Source organism: Enterococcus sp. DIV0210g, from assembly GCF_050559705.1.
GTDB lineage: Bacteria > Bacillota > Bacilli > Lactobacillales > Enterococcaceae > Enterococcus_B > Enterococcus_B faecalis_A.
The window spans coordinates 527,900-544,501 of record NZ_CP187903.1; the positions used below are offsets into that span (position 1 = coordinate 527,900).

At 40.7% G+C, this 16,602-nt stretch carries 14 protein-coding genes and 1 tRNA gene; 13 read left to right on the forward strand and 2 right to left on the reverse strand.

Features of this window, described 5'->3' with window-relative positions; genetic code table 11:
• The first annotated feature begins 108 nt into the window (after positions 1-108).
• The 3 genes from glpO to IGI64_RS02635 are packed head-to-tail and all read left to right on the forward strand — an operon-like array spanning position 109 to position 4,198.
• Positions 109-1,947, forward strand: a complete 1,839-nt coding sequence (gene glpO, locus IGI64_RS02625) for a type 1 glycerol-3-phosphate oxidase (RefSeq protein ID WP_429939391.1) — start codon at positions 109-111, stop codon at positions 1,945-1,947.
• A 4-nt stretch (positions 1,948-1,951) separates the two neighbouring features.
• Complete coding sequence (gene glpK / locus IGI64_RS02630) at positions 1,952-3,463, forward strand: glycerol kinase GlpK (RefSeq protein ID WP_429939392.1); 1,512 nt, start codon at positions 1,952-1,954, stop codon at positions 3,461-3,463.
• A 15-nt stretch (positions 3,464-3,478) separates the two neighbouring features.
• On the forward strand, positions 3,479-4,198 hold the full coding sequence (locus tag IGI64_RS02635; RefSeq protein WP_429939393.1) for an MIP/aquaporin family protein: 720 nt from the start codon (positions 3,479-3,481) through the stop codon (positions 4,196-4,198).
• A gap of 49 nt (positions 4,199-4,247) precedes the next feature.
• On the opposite strand, the gene IGI64_RS02640 is transcribed toward IGI64_RS02635, so the two are convergent.
• Positions 4,248-5,354 carry an NAD(P)/FAD-dependent oxidoreductase gene (locus IGI64_RS02640; RefSeq protein WP_429939394.1) on the reverse strand — a complete coding sequence of 369 codons (1,107 nt, stop codon included), beginning with the start codon at positions 5,352-5,354 and terminating at the stop codon, positions 4,248-4,250.
• 352 nt (positions 5,355-5,706) lie between these two features.
• On the opposite strand from IGI64_RS02640, the gene IGI64_RS02645 reads away from it, so the two are divergent.
• From IGI64_RS02645 to IGI64_RS02660, 4 genes are all read left to right on the forward strand, one after another.
• Positions 5,707-7,077 carry an SLC13 family permease gene (locus IGI64_RS02645; RefSeq protein WP_429939395.1) on the forward strand — a complete coding sequence of 457 codons (1,371 nt, stop codon included), beginning with the start codon at positions 5,707-5,709 and terminating at the stop codon, positions 7,075-7,077.
• Positions 7,078-7,095: 18 nt separating this feature from the next.
• Positions 7,096-9,225, forward strand: a complete 2,130-nt coding sequence (locus IGI64_RS02650; RefSeq protein ID WP_429939397.1) for a hydantoinase/oxoprolinase family protein — start codon at positions 7,096-7,098, stop codon at positions 9,223-9,225.
• Positions 9,200-9,874, forward strand: a complete 675-nt coding sequence (locus IGI64_RS02655; RefSeq protein WP_429939398.1) for a hypothetical protein — start codon at positions 9,200-9,202, stop codon at positions 9,872-9,874. Before IGI64_RS02650 ends, IGI64_RS02655 begins: the two co-directional genes overlap by 26 nt.
• Before the next feature lie 169 nt (positions 9,875-10,043).
• Positions 10,044-10,127 (forward strand) — tRNA-Leu (locus tag IGI64_RS02660).
• A 343-nt stretch (positions 10,128-10,470) separates the two neighbouring features.
• Here IGI64_RS02660 and IGI64_RS02665 read toward each other — a convergent pair.
• Positions 10,471-11,850 carry an MFS transporter gene (locus tag IGI64_RS02665; protein WP_429939399.1) on the reverse strand — a complete coding sequence of 460 codons (1,380 nt, stop codon included), beginning with the start codon at positions 11,848-11,850 and terminating at the stop codon, positions 10,471-10,473.
• 243 nt (positions 11,851-12,093) lie between these two features.
• Between IGI64_RS02665 and IGI64_RS02670 the strand changes: the two genes are divergently transcribed.
• The 6 genes from IGI64_RS02670 to IGI64_RS02695 all read left to right on the forward strand — a co-directional run bounded on the left by IGI64_RS02670 (position 12,094) and on the right by IGI64_RS02695 (position 16,552).
• On the forward strand, positions 12,094-12,720 hold the full coding sequence (locus tag IGI64_RS02670) for a GyrI-like domain-containing protein (RefSeq protein ID WP_429939400.1): 627 nt from the start codon (positions 12,094-12,096) through the stop codon (positions 12,718-12,720).
• Between the two features lie 62 nt (positions 12,721-12,782).
• A complete protein-coding gene (locus IGI64_RS02675) occupies positions 12,783-13,238 on the forward strand; it encodes an arginine repressor (protein WP_016625845.1) in 456 nt (151 codons plus the stop codon).
• Between the two features lie 38 nt (positions 13,239-13,276).
• A complete protein-coding gene (locus IGI64_RS02680) occupies positions 13,277-13,480 on the forward strand; it encodes a hypothetical protein (protein ID WP_016625844.1) in 204 nt (67 codons plus the stop codon).
• A gap of 70 nt (positions 13,481-13,550) precedes the next feature.
• The gene (locus IGI64_RS02685) at positions 13,551-13,952 is read left to right on the forward strand and encodes an organic hydroperoxide resistance protein (protein ID WP_429939401.1); all 402 of its coding nucleotides are present in this window, start codon (positions 13,551-13,553) and stop codon (positions 13,950-13,952) included.
• 508 nt (positions 13,953-14,460) lie between these two features.
• Positions 14,461-15,435, forward strand: coding sequence for a hypothetical protein (locus IGI64_RS02690; RefSeq protein ID WP_429939402.1), 975 nt, complete (start codon positions 14,461-14,463; stop codon positions 15,433-15,435).
• Positions 15,436-15,550: 115 nt separating this feature from the next.
• A complete protein-coding gene (locus IGI64_RS02695; protein WP_429939403.1) occupies positions 15,551-16,552 on the forward strand; it encodes a hypothetical protein in 1,002 nt (333 codons plus the stop codon).
• The last annotated feature ends 50 nt before the right edge of the window (positions 16,553-16,602 follow it).

The window sequence follows — 16,602 nt, forward strand, 5'->3', positions numbered from 1 at the left end:
GCTCAAGGCTGTAAAGTTTGTACTCAAACCTGGATTTAAGACAAAAAAAAGCAGGTATTATATAATAGAAAAATAGAAAGCGTTTTACTGAATTGGAGGAATGTTTGTATGTTTTCATTTAAGGAAAGGCCAGCTCTCTTACAACAACTGCAAGACGAGTTCGATGTATTGATTATCGGCGGAGGAATCACTGGTGCAGGGCTGGCAGTCCAAGCAGCTGCTTCCGGACTCAAAACAGCATTGATCGAGATGCAGGATTTCGCTGAAGGTACTTCTTCTCGCTCGACAAAATTAGTCCATGGCGGTATTCGATATTTGAAGAACTTCGATGTCGAGGTCGTGGCAGACACAGTAAGAGAACGAGCAATCGTTCAACAAATCGCACCTCATGTTCCAAAACCTGATCCGATGCTTTTGCCGATTTATGATGAACCGGGTTCGACTTTTACGATGTTTTCCGTGAAAATCGCCATGGATCTCTATGATCATTTGGCAGATATAGAAGACAGTCCTTGGACAAACCAGCTGCTGACGAAAGAAGAAGTGTTGGAAAAAGAACCCCAAATCAAGCAAGAAAATCTGCAAGGCGGCGGTATCTATTTGGATTACCGAAACAATGACTCACGTCTAGTCATCGAAAACATCAAAAAAGCAGTCGAAGATGGTGCAGTGATCGTCAGCAGAGTCAAAGCAGGAAAAATCCTTCATAACGAGGAAGGAAGAGCTTCTGGAGTAGAAGCCGTTGATCAATTGACGGGCGATACATTTGAGATCAAAGCAAAAATCGTCGTCAACACGAGCGGTCCTTGGTCAGATTTGGTAAAAGAAAGCGATGATGCTCTAAGGTTCACTCCGAAAATGCGTCCAACAAAAGGTGTACATCTAGTCGTTCCAGCAGAAAAATTAAAAGTACCTCAACCTACTTATTTTGACACCGGCAAACAAGACGGCCGTATGGTTTTCGTGATCCCTCGAGAAAACAAAACGTACTTTGGGACAACAGATACGGATTATACAGGAGATTTAAAACATCCAAGAGTTACTCAAGAAGACGTCGATTATCTGCTTTCAGTCGTCAATAACCGTTATCCTTCAGCCGATTTGACACTGCAAGATATCGAAGCCAGCTGGGCAGGATTAAGACCTCTTTTATCAGAAAACGGCAGTTCAGATTACAATGGCGGAAACGCTGGGAAGTTGACGGATAAAAGTTTTGAGCTGTTATTAACTGTTGTTAACAAATATGAAGAACATTTAGTTGATCGATTAGAAGTCGAAAAAACAGTACGTGATCTGCAGACGACACAAGGTGAAAAAGAAGCGAATCCTTCTGCTGTATCCAGAGGCAGCGATTTAAATGAAGCAGAAGACGGTCTGCTTACTCTAGCCGGCGGGAAATTGACAGACTACCGTATGATGGCTGAAGGTGCAATGAAAAAAATAGCGGATATCCTAGGCAGAGAAGGGCGAAAAATCACTTTAGTCGACTCAACGACATATCGTATTTCTGGCGGAGATATCGATGCCAATCATGTAGAAGCAGAATTAGAAAAAATCGTTGACACAGGTGTGAAAAACGGCGTAGATCAGGAGGCAGCTCTTTATCTTGCAGAACTTTACGGTTCGAATGCCAATATTATTTTTCAAGAGTATGCGACACGAGAAGGCGAAAAAGGACTAAATAAAGCAGATACTTTAGGGCTCCATTATTCACTCGATCATGAGATGGTCCATACACCTGTCGATTATTTGCTGAGACGTACAAATCATCTGCTCTTTATGAAAGAATCCTTAGATGAAGTCAAACAACCAGTTATCGATATCATGGCTGAATACTTCGAATGGGATGAAGCAGAAAAAGTAAAAATGACCGAAGAACTAGAAGCACAGATCCAAGAAACGCAGTTGGCTTATTTAAAAGAAGCAGCAAACGGAAAAGGAGAATAATTCTATGGCAGCTAAATATATTTTATCGATCGATCAAGGAACAACTAGTTCAAGAGCAATTATTTTTGATCAAAAAGGCGAACAAATCTCTGTTTCGCAAAAAGAATTTACCCAGCATTTCCCAAAAGCAGGCTGGGTCGAGCATGATGCAAATGAAATCTGGAATTCTGTACAATCAGTAATTGCTGGTGCGTTGATCGAAGGCGGCATTCGACCACCTGAAGTCGCTGCCATCGGAATCACGAATCAGCGGGAAACAACAGTCATTTGGGATAAAAACACTGGACAGCCGATTTATCACGCTATTGTGTGGCAGTCAAAACAAACCAATGAAATCGCCGATGAATTGAAAAAAGCTGGACACGAAGAAATGATCCAGAAGAAAACAGGTCTGATCATCGATTCTTATTTTTCTGCGACTAAAATCAAATGGATCTTAGATAACGTAGAGGGTGCAAGAGAAAAAGCAGAAAAAGGCGATCTTCTTTTCGGGACGATCGATACTTGGCTCGTTTGGAAACTGACAGGCGGAGAAGCTCATGTAACAGATTATACAAACGCCAGCAGAACAATGCTTTTCAATATCTATGATTTAGCTTGGGATAAAGAGATCTTGCAATTATTAGATATTCCAGAACAGATGCTTCCAGAAGTTCGTTCAAATTCTGAGATTTACGGGTATACACAAGATTATCATTTTTATGGCCAAGAAATCCCGATTGCCGGCATGGCAGGAGACCAGCAAGCGGCTTTATTTGGACAGACAGCATTTGAAAAAGGAACCATCAAAAACACGTATGGTACCGGGGCGTTCATTATCATGAATACAGGTGACGCGCCGATTTTATCGGAAAATGGTCTTTTGACAACGATTGGCTATGGTATCGACGGAAAAATCACCTATGCGCTAGAAGGAAGTATTTTCGTCGCTGGATCTGCTATCCAATGGCTGCGTGACGGTTTGCGGATGTTTCCTAATTCTCCTGATTCGGAAAAATATGCCGCTCGTGTAGAAGACAGCGACAATGTTTACGTAGTTCCAGCATTTACAGGTCTAGGAGCACCATATTGGGATCAAGAAGCTCGAGGCGCAGTTTTTGGGCTGACACGAGGCACAACAAAAGAACACTTTATCCGAGCAACGTTGGAATCTCTTGCCTATCAAACAATGGATGTCGTGAAAACAATGGCAGAAGACTCTGAGACAGAAATCAAGCTTTTGCGTGTTGACGGCGGCGCTTCGAAAAATGATTTGCTGATGCAATTCCAAGCAGACATTCTGCAAACGGATGTTGAACGTGCAGCATATCTTGAAACAACAGCATTAGGTGTAGCTTATTTGGCTGGTTTAGCAGTTGGTTTTTGGAAAGATATGGATGAAATCAAGAAATTCAATAAGACTGGTGAACATTTTACACCAAAAATGGCGCCAGAAGTTTGCGAAAATCTTTATGCTGGCTGGCAAGAAGCAGTTCAAGCGACGATGCAATACAAACACCGTCCATTAGAAAAATAGAAAGAAGGAGAACGCATGGATACTAGTCTAACAATGCAGTTTGTTGGTGAGATGATCGGTACAGCGATTTTAGTGCTTTTAGGTGATGGTGTAGTAGCTGGCGTGAATTTGAAAAAATCAAAAGCGGAAGGTGCCGGCTGGGTAGCTGTGACACTTGGCTGGGGAGCGGCTGTTGCAATCGCTGCTTATGCATCTGGATTTCTGTCCTTTGCACATTTGAATCCAGCAGTGACGATAGGGATGGCAATCAACGGAACAATCGGCTGGGATGCAGTGTTTCCTTATATTGCTGGCCAAATGATTGGTGCATTCATTGGTGCCGTACTTGTTTACCTGCAATACCTGCCTCATTGGAAAGAGACAGAAGATCAGGCGGCGATTTTAGGTACTTTCTCAACAGGACCTACAATCAGAAATTATGCGAGCAACCTATTGAGTGAAATCATCGGAACCTTTGTCCTTGTTTTTGTTCTTTTGGCATTTGGGATCAGCAAATTTGGAGACGGATTGACGCCTCTAGCTGTAGGTGTGTTGATCTTAGCGATTGGTCTTTCATTAGGAGGACCGACAGGCTATGCGATCAATCCTGCCCGTGACTTAGGACCAAGGATCGCACATGCGATTTTACCAATTCCAAACAAGGGAGATTCAGACTGGAGTTACAGCTGGGTTCCAGTTGTTGGTCCAATCATCGGTGGTATACTAGCAGCCTTTGTGTTTATAATGGTGAAATAAAAAAAGTGTTTAAAAAGAAGCTGATCTGTGAGATGATCAGCTTCTTTTTTTATGCTTTTTTTATATACGTAGCGATTGGTTTTTGATAATGTTCGGTATCGAAACGTCCGTTATTTAAATAGTCAGCTAGCAAATAGCCGATATAAGGTCCTGTTGTTAGTCCTGAAGAACCTAGACCGCTAGCAGCTAAAAGGGTTTCGTCATTTAGGACTGGACCAAAAAAGGGAGCAAAATCAGAAGTATACGCTCTTGTTCCTACACGAAAATGGTAAGGCCAGTTTAAAAGATCCGCAGAATCCGTTAAAAATTCGGCTGTTTTGGTGGTCAGCTGCTGATAAGCCGCTTCGCTTGGAGATAAATCCCAACCGCCGTCGTTTTCATGGGTAGCACCAATCAAAATCTTTCCATCATTGAATGGGATCAAATCCGCTTCGCCATCTAAAATGGCGACCGGCCAATTTCTGCTTTCAGCATATTCGGTTTCGAAAACAAGCAATTGCCCTTTTTGCGGACGGATATCTGCTTGGTAACCGATTTGTTCCAAGAGTGAGGCAAGTGAAGGACCAGGAGTTAAAACCAGCCGATCAAATGAGGAAGTGCCGAACGAACCTGAAACAAGCCAAGCACCATTTTTCCGTGAAAGAGTGATTTTTTCATCAAAAAAGGTTGTTCCTTTCGCGCTTGCTAATTTTCGTAAATGCTGCAAATAAGCTTTACCATCCAGACGACCGCCGCCGCTGATTTTCAAAGACTGGACTGGGCGAAGCAATGGAAGGGCAGACGCAGTTTGTTCTGGTGTTAAACGCTCGATCGTGCCGATTTCTGGTGCTTCTTGTTTTCGTTCTTCTGCCAATTCTGCAAGCTGATCCAATTCTTCGTCTGCGCGAAGCAATAGTGTGCCAGATTGATAATAGATTGAATCATCAAGAGAGAGATCTTGAACCAATTTCGGGAAAAAAGCAGCGCCATCTTTCGCCAAATGATACCATTTTTTGTTTCTTCTTTTCGAAAGCCAAGGTGAAATGATCCCTGCGCTTGCGCTGGTTGCTTGGCCTGTTTTCCCATCGAATAGAGAGACAGAGAATTTTTCCTGGTCGATATAATTTGCTAAGGTCATCCCAATGATTCCGCCGCCGATGATTGCGATTTTTTCCATATTGGAACACTCCTTTTTTATTAAATAAATAGTGATAGGTTGTCTAACAAACATACATACTATACCACAAACTGAAATGCTTTTTTTGAAAAATCCAAAGACAGATATATTAGTATTTGAAGTTTTCAAAACTTAATTTTGTATGCTATTTTTTATCAATAAGATGTTAGAATAGATTTCTTACTTGGAAATAACCTAGTTATAGCGGGTTTGTCGGAATGATAACGTGGATTTTTTAATTTCATTCACCCCTATAAAACTCTGAAATTTCATCTTTCTTTAATATGGAAACGCTTTAATTAGTATATCTAATATATCAGTTTTGAGTATATTTAGGAATGGAGGAAAAAGTATGAGTAATATTATTATTGGGATCTTGTTGATTTGTTCGTTCTTCTTCATGGTCTGGTACTGCGTCAAAGGATTCAATCTGATGGTAGGATTCGCAATGATGGCGGTGCTTTGGGTGATTTTAGCTCTTATCGGCAATTATTTTGAGCCTAATGCAGCCATGCAGAACATTGTCGCATTGTATCCGGATTTTGCTGATCGGCCGATATTAGCTGTGCTGACCCATATCTTTACAACTGGTCCGGCAGATTATGCCCGCTCGATTTTAGTAAACATCTTCTTTGGGGCTTTCTTTGGCAGAGTTTTGGTTGAAACAGGAATTGCTGCTACGCTGATTCGTAAAGTGGTCGAATTAGGAGGAGACAAACCTCGGATCACAATGAGTCTTCTTTGTGTCGTGACAGCTGTGATTTTCATGTCGTTAACAGGGATCGGACCAGTCATCTCTATTGCGGTTATCGTATTGCCGATCTTATTGTCATTGGGGATCTCGACTTCAGTAGCGATGTTTGCTTTTATGGGCTCGATCATGGCAGGGATTTTTGGGAATATCGTCAATTTCAAACAGTATCAAGCGATTTATGCTGGGTTCAATGATGCAGCGAATGCTTATTCTTTCAGCGAATACATTCGTTTCGGGATCATCGCGATGGTCATCTCTTTGGTCGTGGTACTGCTGGTTGCAAATCTTTCGATGAATAAAAAGAAAACTTATGCTATGGCAGCAGAAATGCGTACCGATCAGTCAGCAGATGCGCCCGCGATTTCTTGGTTAGCTGTACTGCTTCCAGTATTGGGCACTGCGCTATTGGATTTGCCGATCATCTTTTGTTTCATTGTTTCAGGAATCTATGCAATGTTGTTTACAGGAAGATTGAATGCAAGCTTTACAGAAGTGTGCCGTCGTTTTGCCAAGATTTTTACAGATGGTGCCATCGATGTCGCGCCAATGGTTGGTTTCTTGCTTACATTGGCGATGTTCAATAATGCGGCTGCTTTGTCTGCTCCATATTTTACAGCGATCATTGGTGATTTCATCCCAACAAGTCCGCTTGTTCTGGCAATTGCTTTTGCTATTTTGACTCCGCTAGGCTTTTTCCGCGGACCAATGAATCTAGTAGGTTCAGGTTCTGCGATTTTAGCCGTCGTTTTAGCAGTCAATCCAACGATGCCCGTTGCCTTTTTATTCCCGCTTTTTGCAACAACAACGATTGCTCCGCAGCATTTAGACATTACCCAATCATGGGTTGCTTGGGGACTTGGATATACGAAAGTTTCTTCAAGAGAATATATGAAAAAATCGATTCCGACTGGTTGGATCGTTGGAGCGATCATCTGTATTCTGGTCTTCGTATTATACGGAACATTCTAAAAGAGAGGGGAAATCATTATGAAACGTTCAGTACGCATGGGGATCGATGTCGGCGGTACGCACACGAAAGCTGTCGCAATCGACAATAGCACACACGAGATTATCGGAAAAGCATCAGTAAAGACCACGCATGATGAGGTAAGCGGCGTTGCTGCTGGAGTTGTCCAGTCTTTTATGAATTGCTTAAGAGAAAATGATATCCACCCTGAAGATGTCGTTTTCGTTGCCCACTCAACCACACAAGCAACCAATGCGTTGATTGAAGGAGATGTAGCAAAAGTAGGGGTTATCGGGATGGCAAAAGGCGGGATCGAAGGATTTTTAGCGAAACGCCAGACCCGTTTGAACAATATTGATCTTGGCAATAATAAACAAATCGAGATCGTCAATGAATTTCTGCCTGTAAAAAAATTATCGCCAGAGAGTATCGGACAACTGATCCAAAATCTATCACAAAATGGTGCCCAAGTTTTGGTTTCCTCAATGGCTTTTGGTGTAGACAACGGGACACCAGAACAAATAGCGTATGAAGCTGCTTCTTTGAAAAATATCCCTACAACGATGGCATCAGACATCACGAAACTTTATGGTCTGACACGCCGGACACGGACGGCAGCAATCAATGCGTCTATTTTGCCGAAAATGCTGGATACAGCCACCTCAACGGAAGATTCTGTGCGTCAAGCTGGAGTCAATGTTCCTTTGATGATTATGCGCGGAGATGGCGGTGTAATGGAAATCACTGAGATGAAAAAACGCCCTGTACTGACGATGCTTTCAGGACCTGCCGCTTCTGTCATGGGATCATTGATGTATTTGCGTGCGTCAAATGGCGTTTATTTTGAAGTCGGCGGGACAACAACAAATATCGGCGTGATCCGCAACGGACGTCCAGCAATCGATTACTCGATCGTGGGCGGCCATCCTACGTATATTTCTTCGTTAGATGTACGCGTATTAGGTGTCGCAGGTGGATCAATGGTTCGAGCAGACAAAAACGGGATCATCGATGTTGGTCCGCGTTCGGCGCATATCGCTGGTTTGGATTATGCTGTTTATACACCAGAAGAGCAAATCAAGGAGCCAAAAGTTGCCTTCTTTTCACCAAAAGAGGGAGATCCGGCTGATTATGTCAAAGTCATCTTGGAAGACGGCCGAGAAGTAACGATCACGAATTCTTGCGCAGCCAATATCTTAGGACTTGTCCAAGAAGATCATTTTTCTTACGGCGACATTGCTGCAGCGAAAAAAGCATTCAAAGCATTAGCCGATTATTGCGGAACGACGATTGAAGATATCGCTACACAAATCATGGAGAAATCTTATGCGAAAATCGAACCAGTGATCTTGGAATTAGCAGAAAAATACAAACTTGAAAAAGATCAGATTTCGCTAGTCGGTGTCGGGGGCGGAGCATCTTCATTGATCGTTTATTTCAGCAACAAGATGGGTGTAAAGTATTCCATCCCAGAAAATGCCGAAGTGATTTCTTCTATCGGAGTAGCTCTAGCGATGGTTCGAGATGTGGTTGAACGAATCATTCCTTCGCCAAGCAAAGAAGATATCCGCGCAATCAAAAACGAAGCATTGAACAAAGCCGTTGAATCTGGTGCAACGCCAGAATCCATTGAGATCCATGTTGAAATCGATGCGCAAACGTCAAAAGTCACTGCTATTGCTACAGGTTCCACAGAAGTAAAAGCGACAGACTTGACTAAAGAAGTCGATGAGACAGAAGCAGCAGAGATTGCAGCAGAAGATTTGCGTATATCTGTTACAGAAGCAGAACTATTAGCAAAGACGAAATTCTTCTATATTTTTGGTGAAAAAACTGCTTCAGACAATGCAGGACCAGTACGGATCATCGATAAAAAAGGATTTATCAAAGTACAGCGAGGCAATACGATGTGCCGTAAAACAACGGCTGGAAATTATTTAGAGGCGGTCCATGAATTATGGGATAAAATGGCGGTCTATCAAACAGAGCTGATTGCACGTCCAGAATTTTATCTCTGCTTAGGTGCACGAGTGACTGACTTTTCTGCCCCAGAATTAGATCAGCTGGAAGTATTGATGGACTTAGAGGTGTCTTCTCTTGAGCCTGATGAAGAGGTGATCGTCGTTGCCGGTAACGTTAAACAAAACTAAATTAGACACGGTTATTTCAGAGTTGAAAAAAGTACCAGAAACTGTTTGGGGACAGTATCAGTTCCAACGTGAGCTTTTGGGAAAAAGATTTACAGAAGATGAAAAGCAAGCAATGATCAAAAAAGCAGTCATCTGCGGACAAGAAGAAGCTGCGAAAATAAAACAAATCTATCCGCATCATAACATAGAAGAAATCTACCAGAAACTTGGACTTTCCATCCAATATGAAGAGGAAGAGATGATTGGCGGAAGATTGGTGCTTGCTACATTTAATAACGAAGACGGCGTAACATTCATGAAAAAGCCGTTGGAAAATCTATTGATGCAGCAAAAACCTTTTTGCTGGACAGAAGAACAAATGGCGGCAATGATCCTAGGGCATGAATTGTTTCATTATATTGAAACGAATACTTCACAAATCTACACGCAATCAACGAAAATAACATTGTGGCGTTTACCGTTTTACAACCATCGTTCGTCGATTCGTGCGCTTAGCGAAATTGCTGCTATGAGTTTTTCAAAACAATTGAATCAATTAGATTTTTCTCCCTATCTTTTGGAAATCATCTTGCTTTGGTCCTATGATCAACAACGTGTCCAAACGTTGTATGAAGAAGTGATGGAATTAATGGAAAAAAATAAGAAATAAAAAAGAGATTACGAGCATAAAAAGAAACCACCAATGGAAGGATTAACAGGAGTCCTTCCATTGGTGGTTTTCTTTATTTCTTTATATAGTAGATAACATTAACGTGAAGACTAACAAGAAACTCATCCTTGACAAAAAACATATGTAATTTTAAACTAAGAATGATTAGGCGGCTATGGCGGAATTGGCAGACGCGCTAGCTTCAGGCGCTAGTGAGGGAGACCTCGTGGAAGTTCGAATCTTCTTAGCCGCATAAGAGGTTGTGAAAAAAGAGTTTTGTCCCAAGTACCAAGTAGGTACTGTTCGACATCGAATCACTTCGTTCTTCGTGTATCACAGCATTAAGACTCTTTTCAATTTGGAAATAGCTTTTTATATTTTCAATTTGAAAAGCTTAATACCGAGGGACAGCTTTTTGAACACCGTTTGAGGAGAGGTTGTTCAAGAACCGTTTAGCTCCGAGCAGTAACGAAGAAAAAATAAAACCAGATTCTATCCAAATAAAAAACCAAGAATTACCTGTCGTTCAAATCAGGTATTCTTGGTTTTTTATTATAAGATTATTTTTTATACAGCTTTTATTTTACTAACAATGATTATTTGCTGGGAACCGTTTGTTTATTAAAGAATCGAAGTGCACTTGCAGCACTTAACAGCAGCAAAATGAGCAAGATCACTAAAGCGATTTTTGACCCATTTGTCGTAGCTTGAACGTAAGACTGAGACGTGTAATCTTGGACGATATGAAGAATAACTGCAACAAAGGAAGTAGCAACAGCACCAGAAAATTGCTGCAACGTATTAAATAGTGCATTCCCATCTCCTTGGAAAGTCTCGGTCAGCTGATTCATACCGACCGTCATCATATTGCTGTAAGAAAGGCCAACACCTAACATAAATATAACATGGCAGCCAATCAATAAACCTAGCGAAATGTGACCTAATAAAAACAGTAAAGCTGTCAAGCCAGCAAGGGAGAAAAGCAAACCAAGCAAAATCGGTTTTTTCGGTCCATGACTATCAAGAAGTTTTCCAGCCATTGGTGAAAGAATAGCACCAATCGCTGCACCAGGAAGCATTGCTAATCCCGCAATAAATGGATTTTGATGCTGGACGATCTGAACAAAATTCGGCAAGATAAAGGAAATACCTAATAACAGCATTTGATAAACAAGAAAACCTGACAAAAATAAACGGAAAGCTCTATTTTTCAAAACAGAAAGTTGAATCAACGGAGTTTCAGAATGTTTCGAACGTTGGTAAAACCAAACAAATCCGATCAGACCAATCAGCAAACTAATCCAACCTTCCAGCGATTCTAACGCACTCAAGAAGTTCAAACTTCCACCGAAAAATAAACATAGACCCAACAAACTTTTCCAGTCCAATCTGCCGCTTTTCTTTACTGGGAAATTTGGGATAGCATACAGGCCGATGATAAGTGATAAAAGCAGTACGGGAATCAAAAATAAGAATAAATGATTCCATGTAAAATGTGCCGTCATCAATCCGCCATATGTGGGTCCGATTGCTGGGGCGATCGCGGTAACCAAGGTTCCTACACCTATCATTGTTCCGCGTTTATTGAGCGGAGCAAAAGAAAGAATGATATGGAACATCAGCGGCAAGGCAATTCCTGTAGCAATCCCCTGCAAGACACGCCCTAAAAGCAAGACCATAAAAGTAGGAGAAAAGAAATCAATGACAATGCCTAGCAAAAATAAAAGATTTGAACTAAGAAATAACTTGCGGATATTGTAATTTTGATTCAAATAGGTCGAAAGAGGCACAATGATTGAGATCATCAATAAATAGATGGTCGTCACCCATTGGACTTGTGCTGTGGTTAATTGAAATTGCCGAATCAATGTCGGAAAAGTGACATTCATTGCCGTTTCGATCAATACTCCTGCAAAAGACATCATACCTGTTGCAAGAACAGCGGGAACTAATACTAATTTGTTTTGTTTATTCATTTACTCACCTCAAAAAATTATTCAAAAAAAGAGAGGGATTTCTATAAAAATAGAAATCGCCTCTCTCTCGGAAATCAAGAAAACTGACAATAACAGTGTTTCCTGATTTCTATCTGTACGATTGTTGCTTTATTATTTTTATCCTAACATAGCAAAGAAAATGCTGTCAATAGATGATTTCATAGAAATAACTAAAGCAGAAAGAGTGATTATTTGTTAGAATGAAGCTGGAGGTGGTTCAAAATGGAAAAGCTGCAATGGCGTAAAGAACCGTGGTACAAGGCGAATAAAAAACCACAAATCTTAGAGATCCCAACTCAGAGATTTTTCAGCATCAAAGGAGATGGCGATCCTAACCAGCCTGAGTTTCAACAAAAAGTCGAATGTTTATACACTGTCAGTTACGCGATACGTATGGCACAAAAAGCAGGTTGGGAGATTCCTGGCTATCAATTGTACACCGTCTATCCTTTAGAAGGCTGGTGGAGTCTCCAAGAAAAATATCTGCATGAATCAGTAATGAAAAAAGAACACTTTACTTACGAGATCATGATTCAGCAACCTGCTTTTGTGACAAAAGAAATAGCAGAAGAAGCCATAACACGTGTCTCAAAAAAACTACCAGCAGATTTGATCAGCCAGTTGATGTTCAGTGAAAAAAATGAAGGACTTTGCGCGCAGATTTTGCATATTGGACCCTACGATGAAGAGCCTCAAACCTTTCAGCAGCTGGAAGGATTTTTGCAGGAAGAAGGATATGAACGTACGGCGCTGTCACATAAAGAAATTTATATAAGTGATGTAAGAAAAACAGCACCAGAAAAGCTGAAAACATTGCTGCGTGTTCCTGTCAAAAAATTGGATGCCTAGATGCTCTCTAGCAAGAGATAAATAAGAATAGATTGCTTGTCTATTAGATAAAGAGGTGTTTTATGAAGAAACAAGAACGTCAAAAAATCATTCGCCAGCTGATTCTTGAACAGCCGATCAGTACCCAAGAAGAGCTGTTGGAACATCTGCAAAAAGCTGGAATCTCGGCAACGCAAGCAACGATTTCCCGAGATATTCGCGAGATGAATATCATCAAGTCCCATGATGCCAACAAAAATGTTCGGTATACACTTTTCACGCACGCGCCTATTTCGACAAATGAACAAAAGCTGCGCGCGTCTGTTCGTCGAGATGTTTTGCGGATCCAGCAAGTCCAGTTTATGATTGTTGTATTAACAGAAAAAAATGGCGCAGACATCGTAACGAATTGGCTGGATGAAATCAAGTATCCAGAAGTCGTGGCAACTGTTGCTGGGGTGGATACGTTTATTATTATTTGCCGAACAGAGAAAGAAGCTCAATTATTCGCTGAAAAACTCGAGAGAATGCGAGATTAAAAATCCAACAGAAACGATATGAGATAGAGGAAATAAAAATGCAAAACATGATTATTTTTTTAACACTGCTTGTTTACAGTGTGAATTTCTTGGTATTTGCCTATACCAGAATTTATCGTATTGAAGATTGTTTAGAAAAAATGGCTATTTATTTTGGCACGAATATGTCGCTTCTTTTTACCAGCGGGATTTTTTTGTTTTTTGAAAAAATCATCGAAGACGGTATTTTAGTGCTGGAGTAAAAGCAGAATTTTTGAACAACCTCTTTTCTTGCCTTACACTAGTAAGTATACAGAAAGAGAGGGAATAGATATGAAAAAAGCTTATGAAACAGCAATGATCAACAAAGGCGGACGTGAAGGCGAAGTAGAAGCACCAAATGGATCAATGCACATGAAGATCACAGCACCAGGTATCCATGCTGATGGGACTAATCCGGAACAATTGTTTGCAGCTGGCTATGCATCTTGTTTCAACGGCGCTGTACAGCATATGCTGAAAGAAGACGGCATCAAAGCTGAATCTACCGTCAAAGCACGCGTCTCTCTTTACACACTTGATGAAGGCGGCTATACGATTGGTGCAGTCTTGGAAGTCCATATCGATGGCATGGACCAAGCGCAAGCAGAAGATATTGCAAATCGAGCGCACGAATTTTGTCCATATTCCAAAGCGACCAGAGGGAATATTGAAGTGAAAGTGGAGATTGTGTAAGAGGTCGTGAGCAAAGAGCTATGACTTGAGTATTAAAGAGGAAAAACGTGAAACAGATTCTCATGTTTTGCGTTTTTTTGAGTTAATACCGAAAGTCAGCTTTGTGAACACCGTTTAGGTAGAGGTTGTGAACAACATGGTCTGCTTCAAGAATTAAGAATGACAAATTAGAAACAGCTTCTCATATTTTGCCATTTTTTGGCTTCTTACCATAATTGATTCTTTAAATACCATTTAAAAAAGGGTGGAGACAAACTATTGTCTTCAGCCTTTTTTTGCGCTTAAAACACTGATTTGAACCAAAAAAAGAAGAGACAAAAATTTCTTTCCAAAAATAATTCTTGAAGTAAAGAAAGAATAAATCAAGGTTACACTAAAAGAGAGTAGAGAACGCTTTCTTTTGTTTCTCTGCCGAATCGTTCTTGTTGCTTTTTATCCAGGGGAGGAGTGGTTGGACAGATAAATAAGGAAAAAAGAAGTGTAACTAAACGTTAAAGGAGGAATGAAGATGAAGAAAACTATAGGCCTTGCATTAGCAAGTATAGCGATTTGGACAGCAATAAGTGGGTTTTCTAGTAAAGTGGAAGCTAGAGAGTCTGCAGCTATTCCGGAGGTTCAGACCCACTCGATCCAGCATTCAAGCATTATCCCTGATTTTCAAGCAACTAATTTTTCAAGACCAGAAGAGGTGAATGTTACTTTCAATTCAAATACACAAGAATATACAATTACTGCGCCTGTACATAGTTATTCAAGTTGGTCATCGTATACTATTCGCGAAGCAAGTACTGGTAGAATGATTGCATCGGAGAGATGGCTTACGAATGTTCGAACAATTGTAGCTAGGTTTAGAAGTACTGGTGCGAATGCGTATACCTTTGTTTTAGGATCAAATAATACTATTTCTACATTGATGATCTATATGAATCATCGAGTGACTGCTTATGAACATGTAGACGGTGAAGGTGAAAAATTAGATATTTTGGGGTTTGCAACTAACCCATCACTTGGAGAGTGGGAAGCACGTATCTCCTCAATTCGCGTTCAACCTAGAATGAAAATCACTTTTTATGAAAATCGAGTTTTTAGAAATGGTTCTCGTACGATCATGAATAATAGCAACCAAGAGAGATTGATAAATCTTACAGAACTTGGTTGGAATGATCGGATTTCCTCGATGGTAGTAGAGCCAATTACGGGAAGTGAATTTGGCGCAAATTTCTTTGAAAATTCCAACCAAACTGGGCGAGCTCTTCGATACAGGGTTTCAGCAGGTAATCCTAATTTACAGGTTAGTGGATTGGATAGAATTAATTCTATTGAACTTTATCCTAATACAGGAGTAGAGCTGTTTACTGAACTTAATTTCAGTGGCGAAAGGATAATTTACGAAAATCGCGGGTTTGAGCCAATGTCTATAGAATTGGCTGGAACGTCTTTGAATAATCGTATTTCTTCTTTCCGAGTTGTACGATTGAATTAATAATAACAAGAAATCTGGAAGCATATAGCAATGTTTTTTGACGCACATAAAAAGTTTGCGGCAATCACCACTACTCAATTTGTTTTCTGAAATATACTTTAAGGAGGAGATGAAGATGAAAAGAATTTTTGAACTTGCATTAGTCAGTGCAGCGTTTTTGTCAACAATGGTCGGTTTTTCTGGAACAGTAACAGCTGAAGAAGTTCAAGTTTTTCCGACAAACCAGTCGTCATCCATTCAACGTAACTGGGTGATCCCTGATTTAACATTAACCGATGTTTTTGATCCGCGTCTGAGTGTTATTTATAATTCATCCACACAAGAATATTCAATCATTGTGCCGACTAATGGAGAAAGAAACCCAGGCGGTTGGCAAACAAGATACACTATTCGAGAAAGAGATTCTGGAAGGCTGATTACAGAAGGGAGAGTAGGAAATTCGCCAGAAACAATTGAAAGGAGGTTCAGGGATACTGGAGTGAGTGCTTACACAGTAGTTTTGTATTGTACGGATGATTTATGGGGAATTACCGCTACTTCGAGAGTTGATATCGTGATGAATCACCGAGTGACTGTCTACGAAGGTCCAAATGGCACTGGTGCAAGTTTAGATAATTTGGGATTTGTGAATCGACCAAAGCTTCTGGGGTGGGCGAATCGCATCAATTCAATTCGTGTTCAACCTAGAATGAAAGTCACTTTTTATGAAGAGACCGGTTTTAGAAATGGTTCTCGCACGATTATGAACAGTGGGACTCAAGAGAGATTAATCAATCTCTTAAATTCTTCTTGGAGTAATCGGATTTCTTCCATGAGAGTAGAGCCGATTACAGGAAATGAATTTGGTGCAAATTTCTTTGAAAATAGTGACCAAACGGGGGCAGCTATTCGTCATACAACTCCTTTTAATAATCCCCTCGTACAAGGTGAACTATTTAATCGAATTAGTTCTATTGAACTCTACCCCAATACAGGTGTAGAAATATTTAATAGGCCTAATTTCAGTGGTCGAAGAGAGTATTTCGAAAATCGAACAAATGAAATGCTCCATGTGGGCGTGTCCGCTTTGCCGATAAACGACAGTGTTACTTCCTATCGAGTCACTCGATTGAATTAGAAGAACTATCCCCATACCGCAAGCACATAAAAACGCCCCTTAACGCACAT

Excerpts from the sequence above, each read along its gene's own strand:
- IGI64_RS02650 (WP_429939397.1), top strand. The coding sequence starts at position 7,096 with ATGAAACGTTCAGTACGCATGGGGATCGATGTCGGCGGTACGCACACG.
- IGI64_RS02685 (WP_429939401.1), top strand. The coding sequence starts at position 13,551 with ATGAAAAAAGCTTATGAAACAGCAATGATCAACAAAGGCGGACGTGAA.
- IGI64_RS02695 (WP_429939403.1), top strand. The coding sequence starts at position 15,551 with ATGAAAAGAATTTTTGAACTTGCATTAGTCAGTGCAGCGTTTTTGTCA.
- IGI64_RS02635 (WP_429939393.1), top strand. The coding sequence starts at position 3,479 with ATGGATACTAGTCTAACAATGCAGTTTGTTGGTGAGATGATCGGTACA.
- IGI64_RS02675 (WP_016625845.1), top strand. The coding sequence starts at position 12,783 with ATGAAGAAACAAGAACGTCAAAAAATCATTCGCCAGCTGATTCTTGAA.
- IGI64_RS02640 (WP_429939394.1), bottom strand. The coding sequence starts at position 5,354 with ATGGAAAAAATCGCAATCATCGGCGGCGGAATCATTGGGATGACCTTA.
- IGI64_RS02680 (WP_016625844.1), top strand. The coding sequence starts at position 13,277 with ATGCAAAACATGATTATTTTTTTAACACTGCTTGTTTACAGTGTGAAT.
- glpO (WP_429939391.1), top strand. The coding sequence starts at position 109 with ATGTTTTCATTTAAGGAAAGGCCAGCTCTCTTACAACAACTGCAAGAC.
- glpK (WP_429939392.1), top strand. The coding sequence starts at position 1,952 with ATGGCAGCTAAATATATTTTATCGATCGATCAAGGAACAACTAGTTCA.
- IGI64_RS02690 (WP_429939402.1), top strand. The coding sequence starts at position 14,461 with ATGAAGAAAACTATAGGCCTTGCATTAGCAAGTATAGCGATTTGGACA.
- IGI64_RS02670 (WP_429939400.1), top strand. The coding sequence starts at position 12,094 with ATGGAAAAGCTGCAATGGCGTAAAGAACCGTGGTACAAGGCGAATAAA.
- IGI64_RS02665 (WP_429939399.1), bottom strand. The coding sequence starts at position 11,850 with ATGAATAAACAAAACAAATTAGTATTAGTTCCCGCTGTTCTTGCAACA.
- IGI64_RS02645 (WP_429939395.1), top strand. The coding sequence starts at position 5,707 with ATGAGTAATATTATTATTGGGATCTTGTTGATTTGTTCGTTCTTCTTC.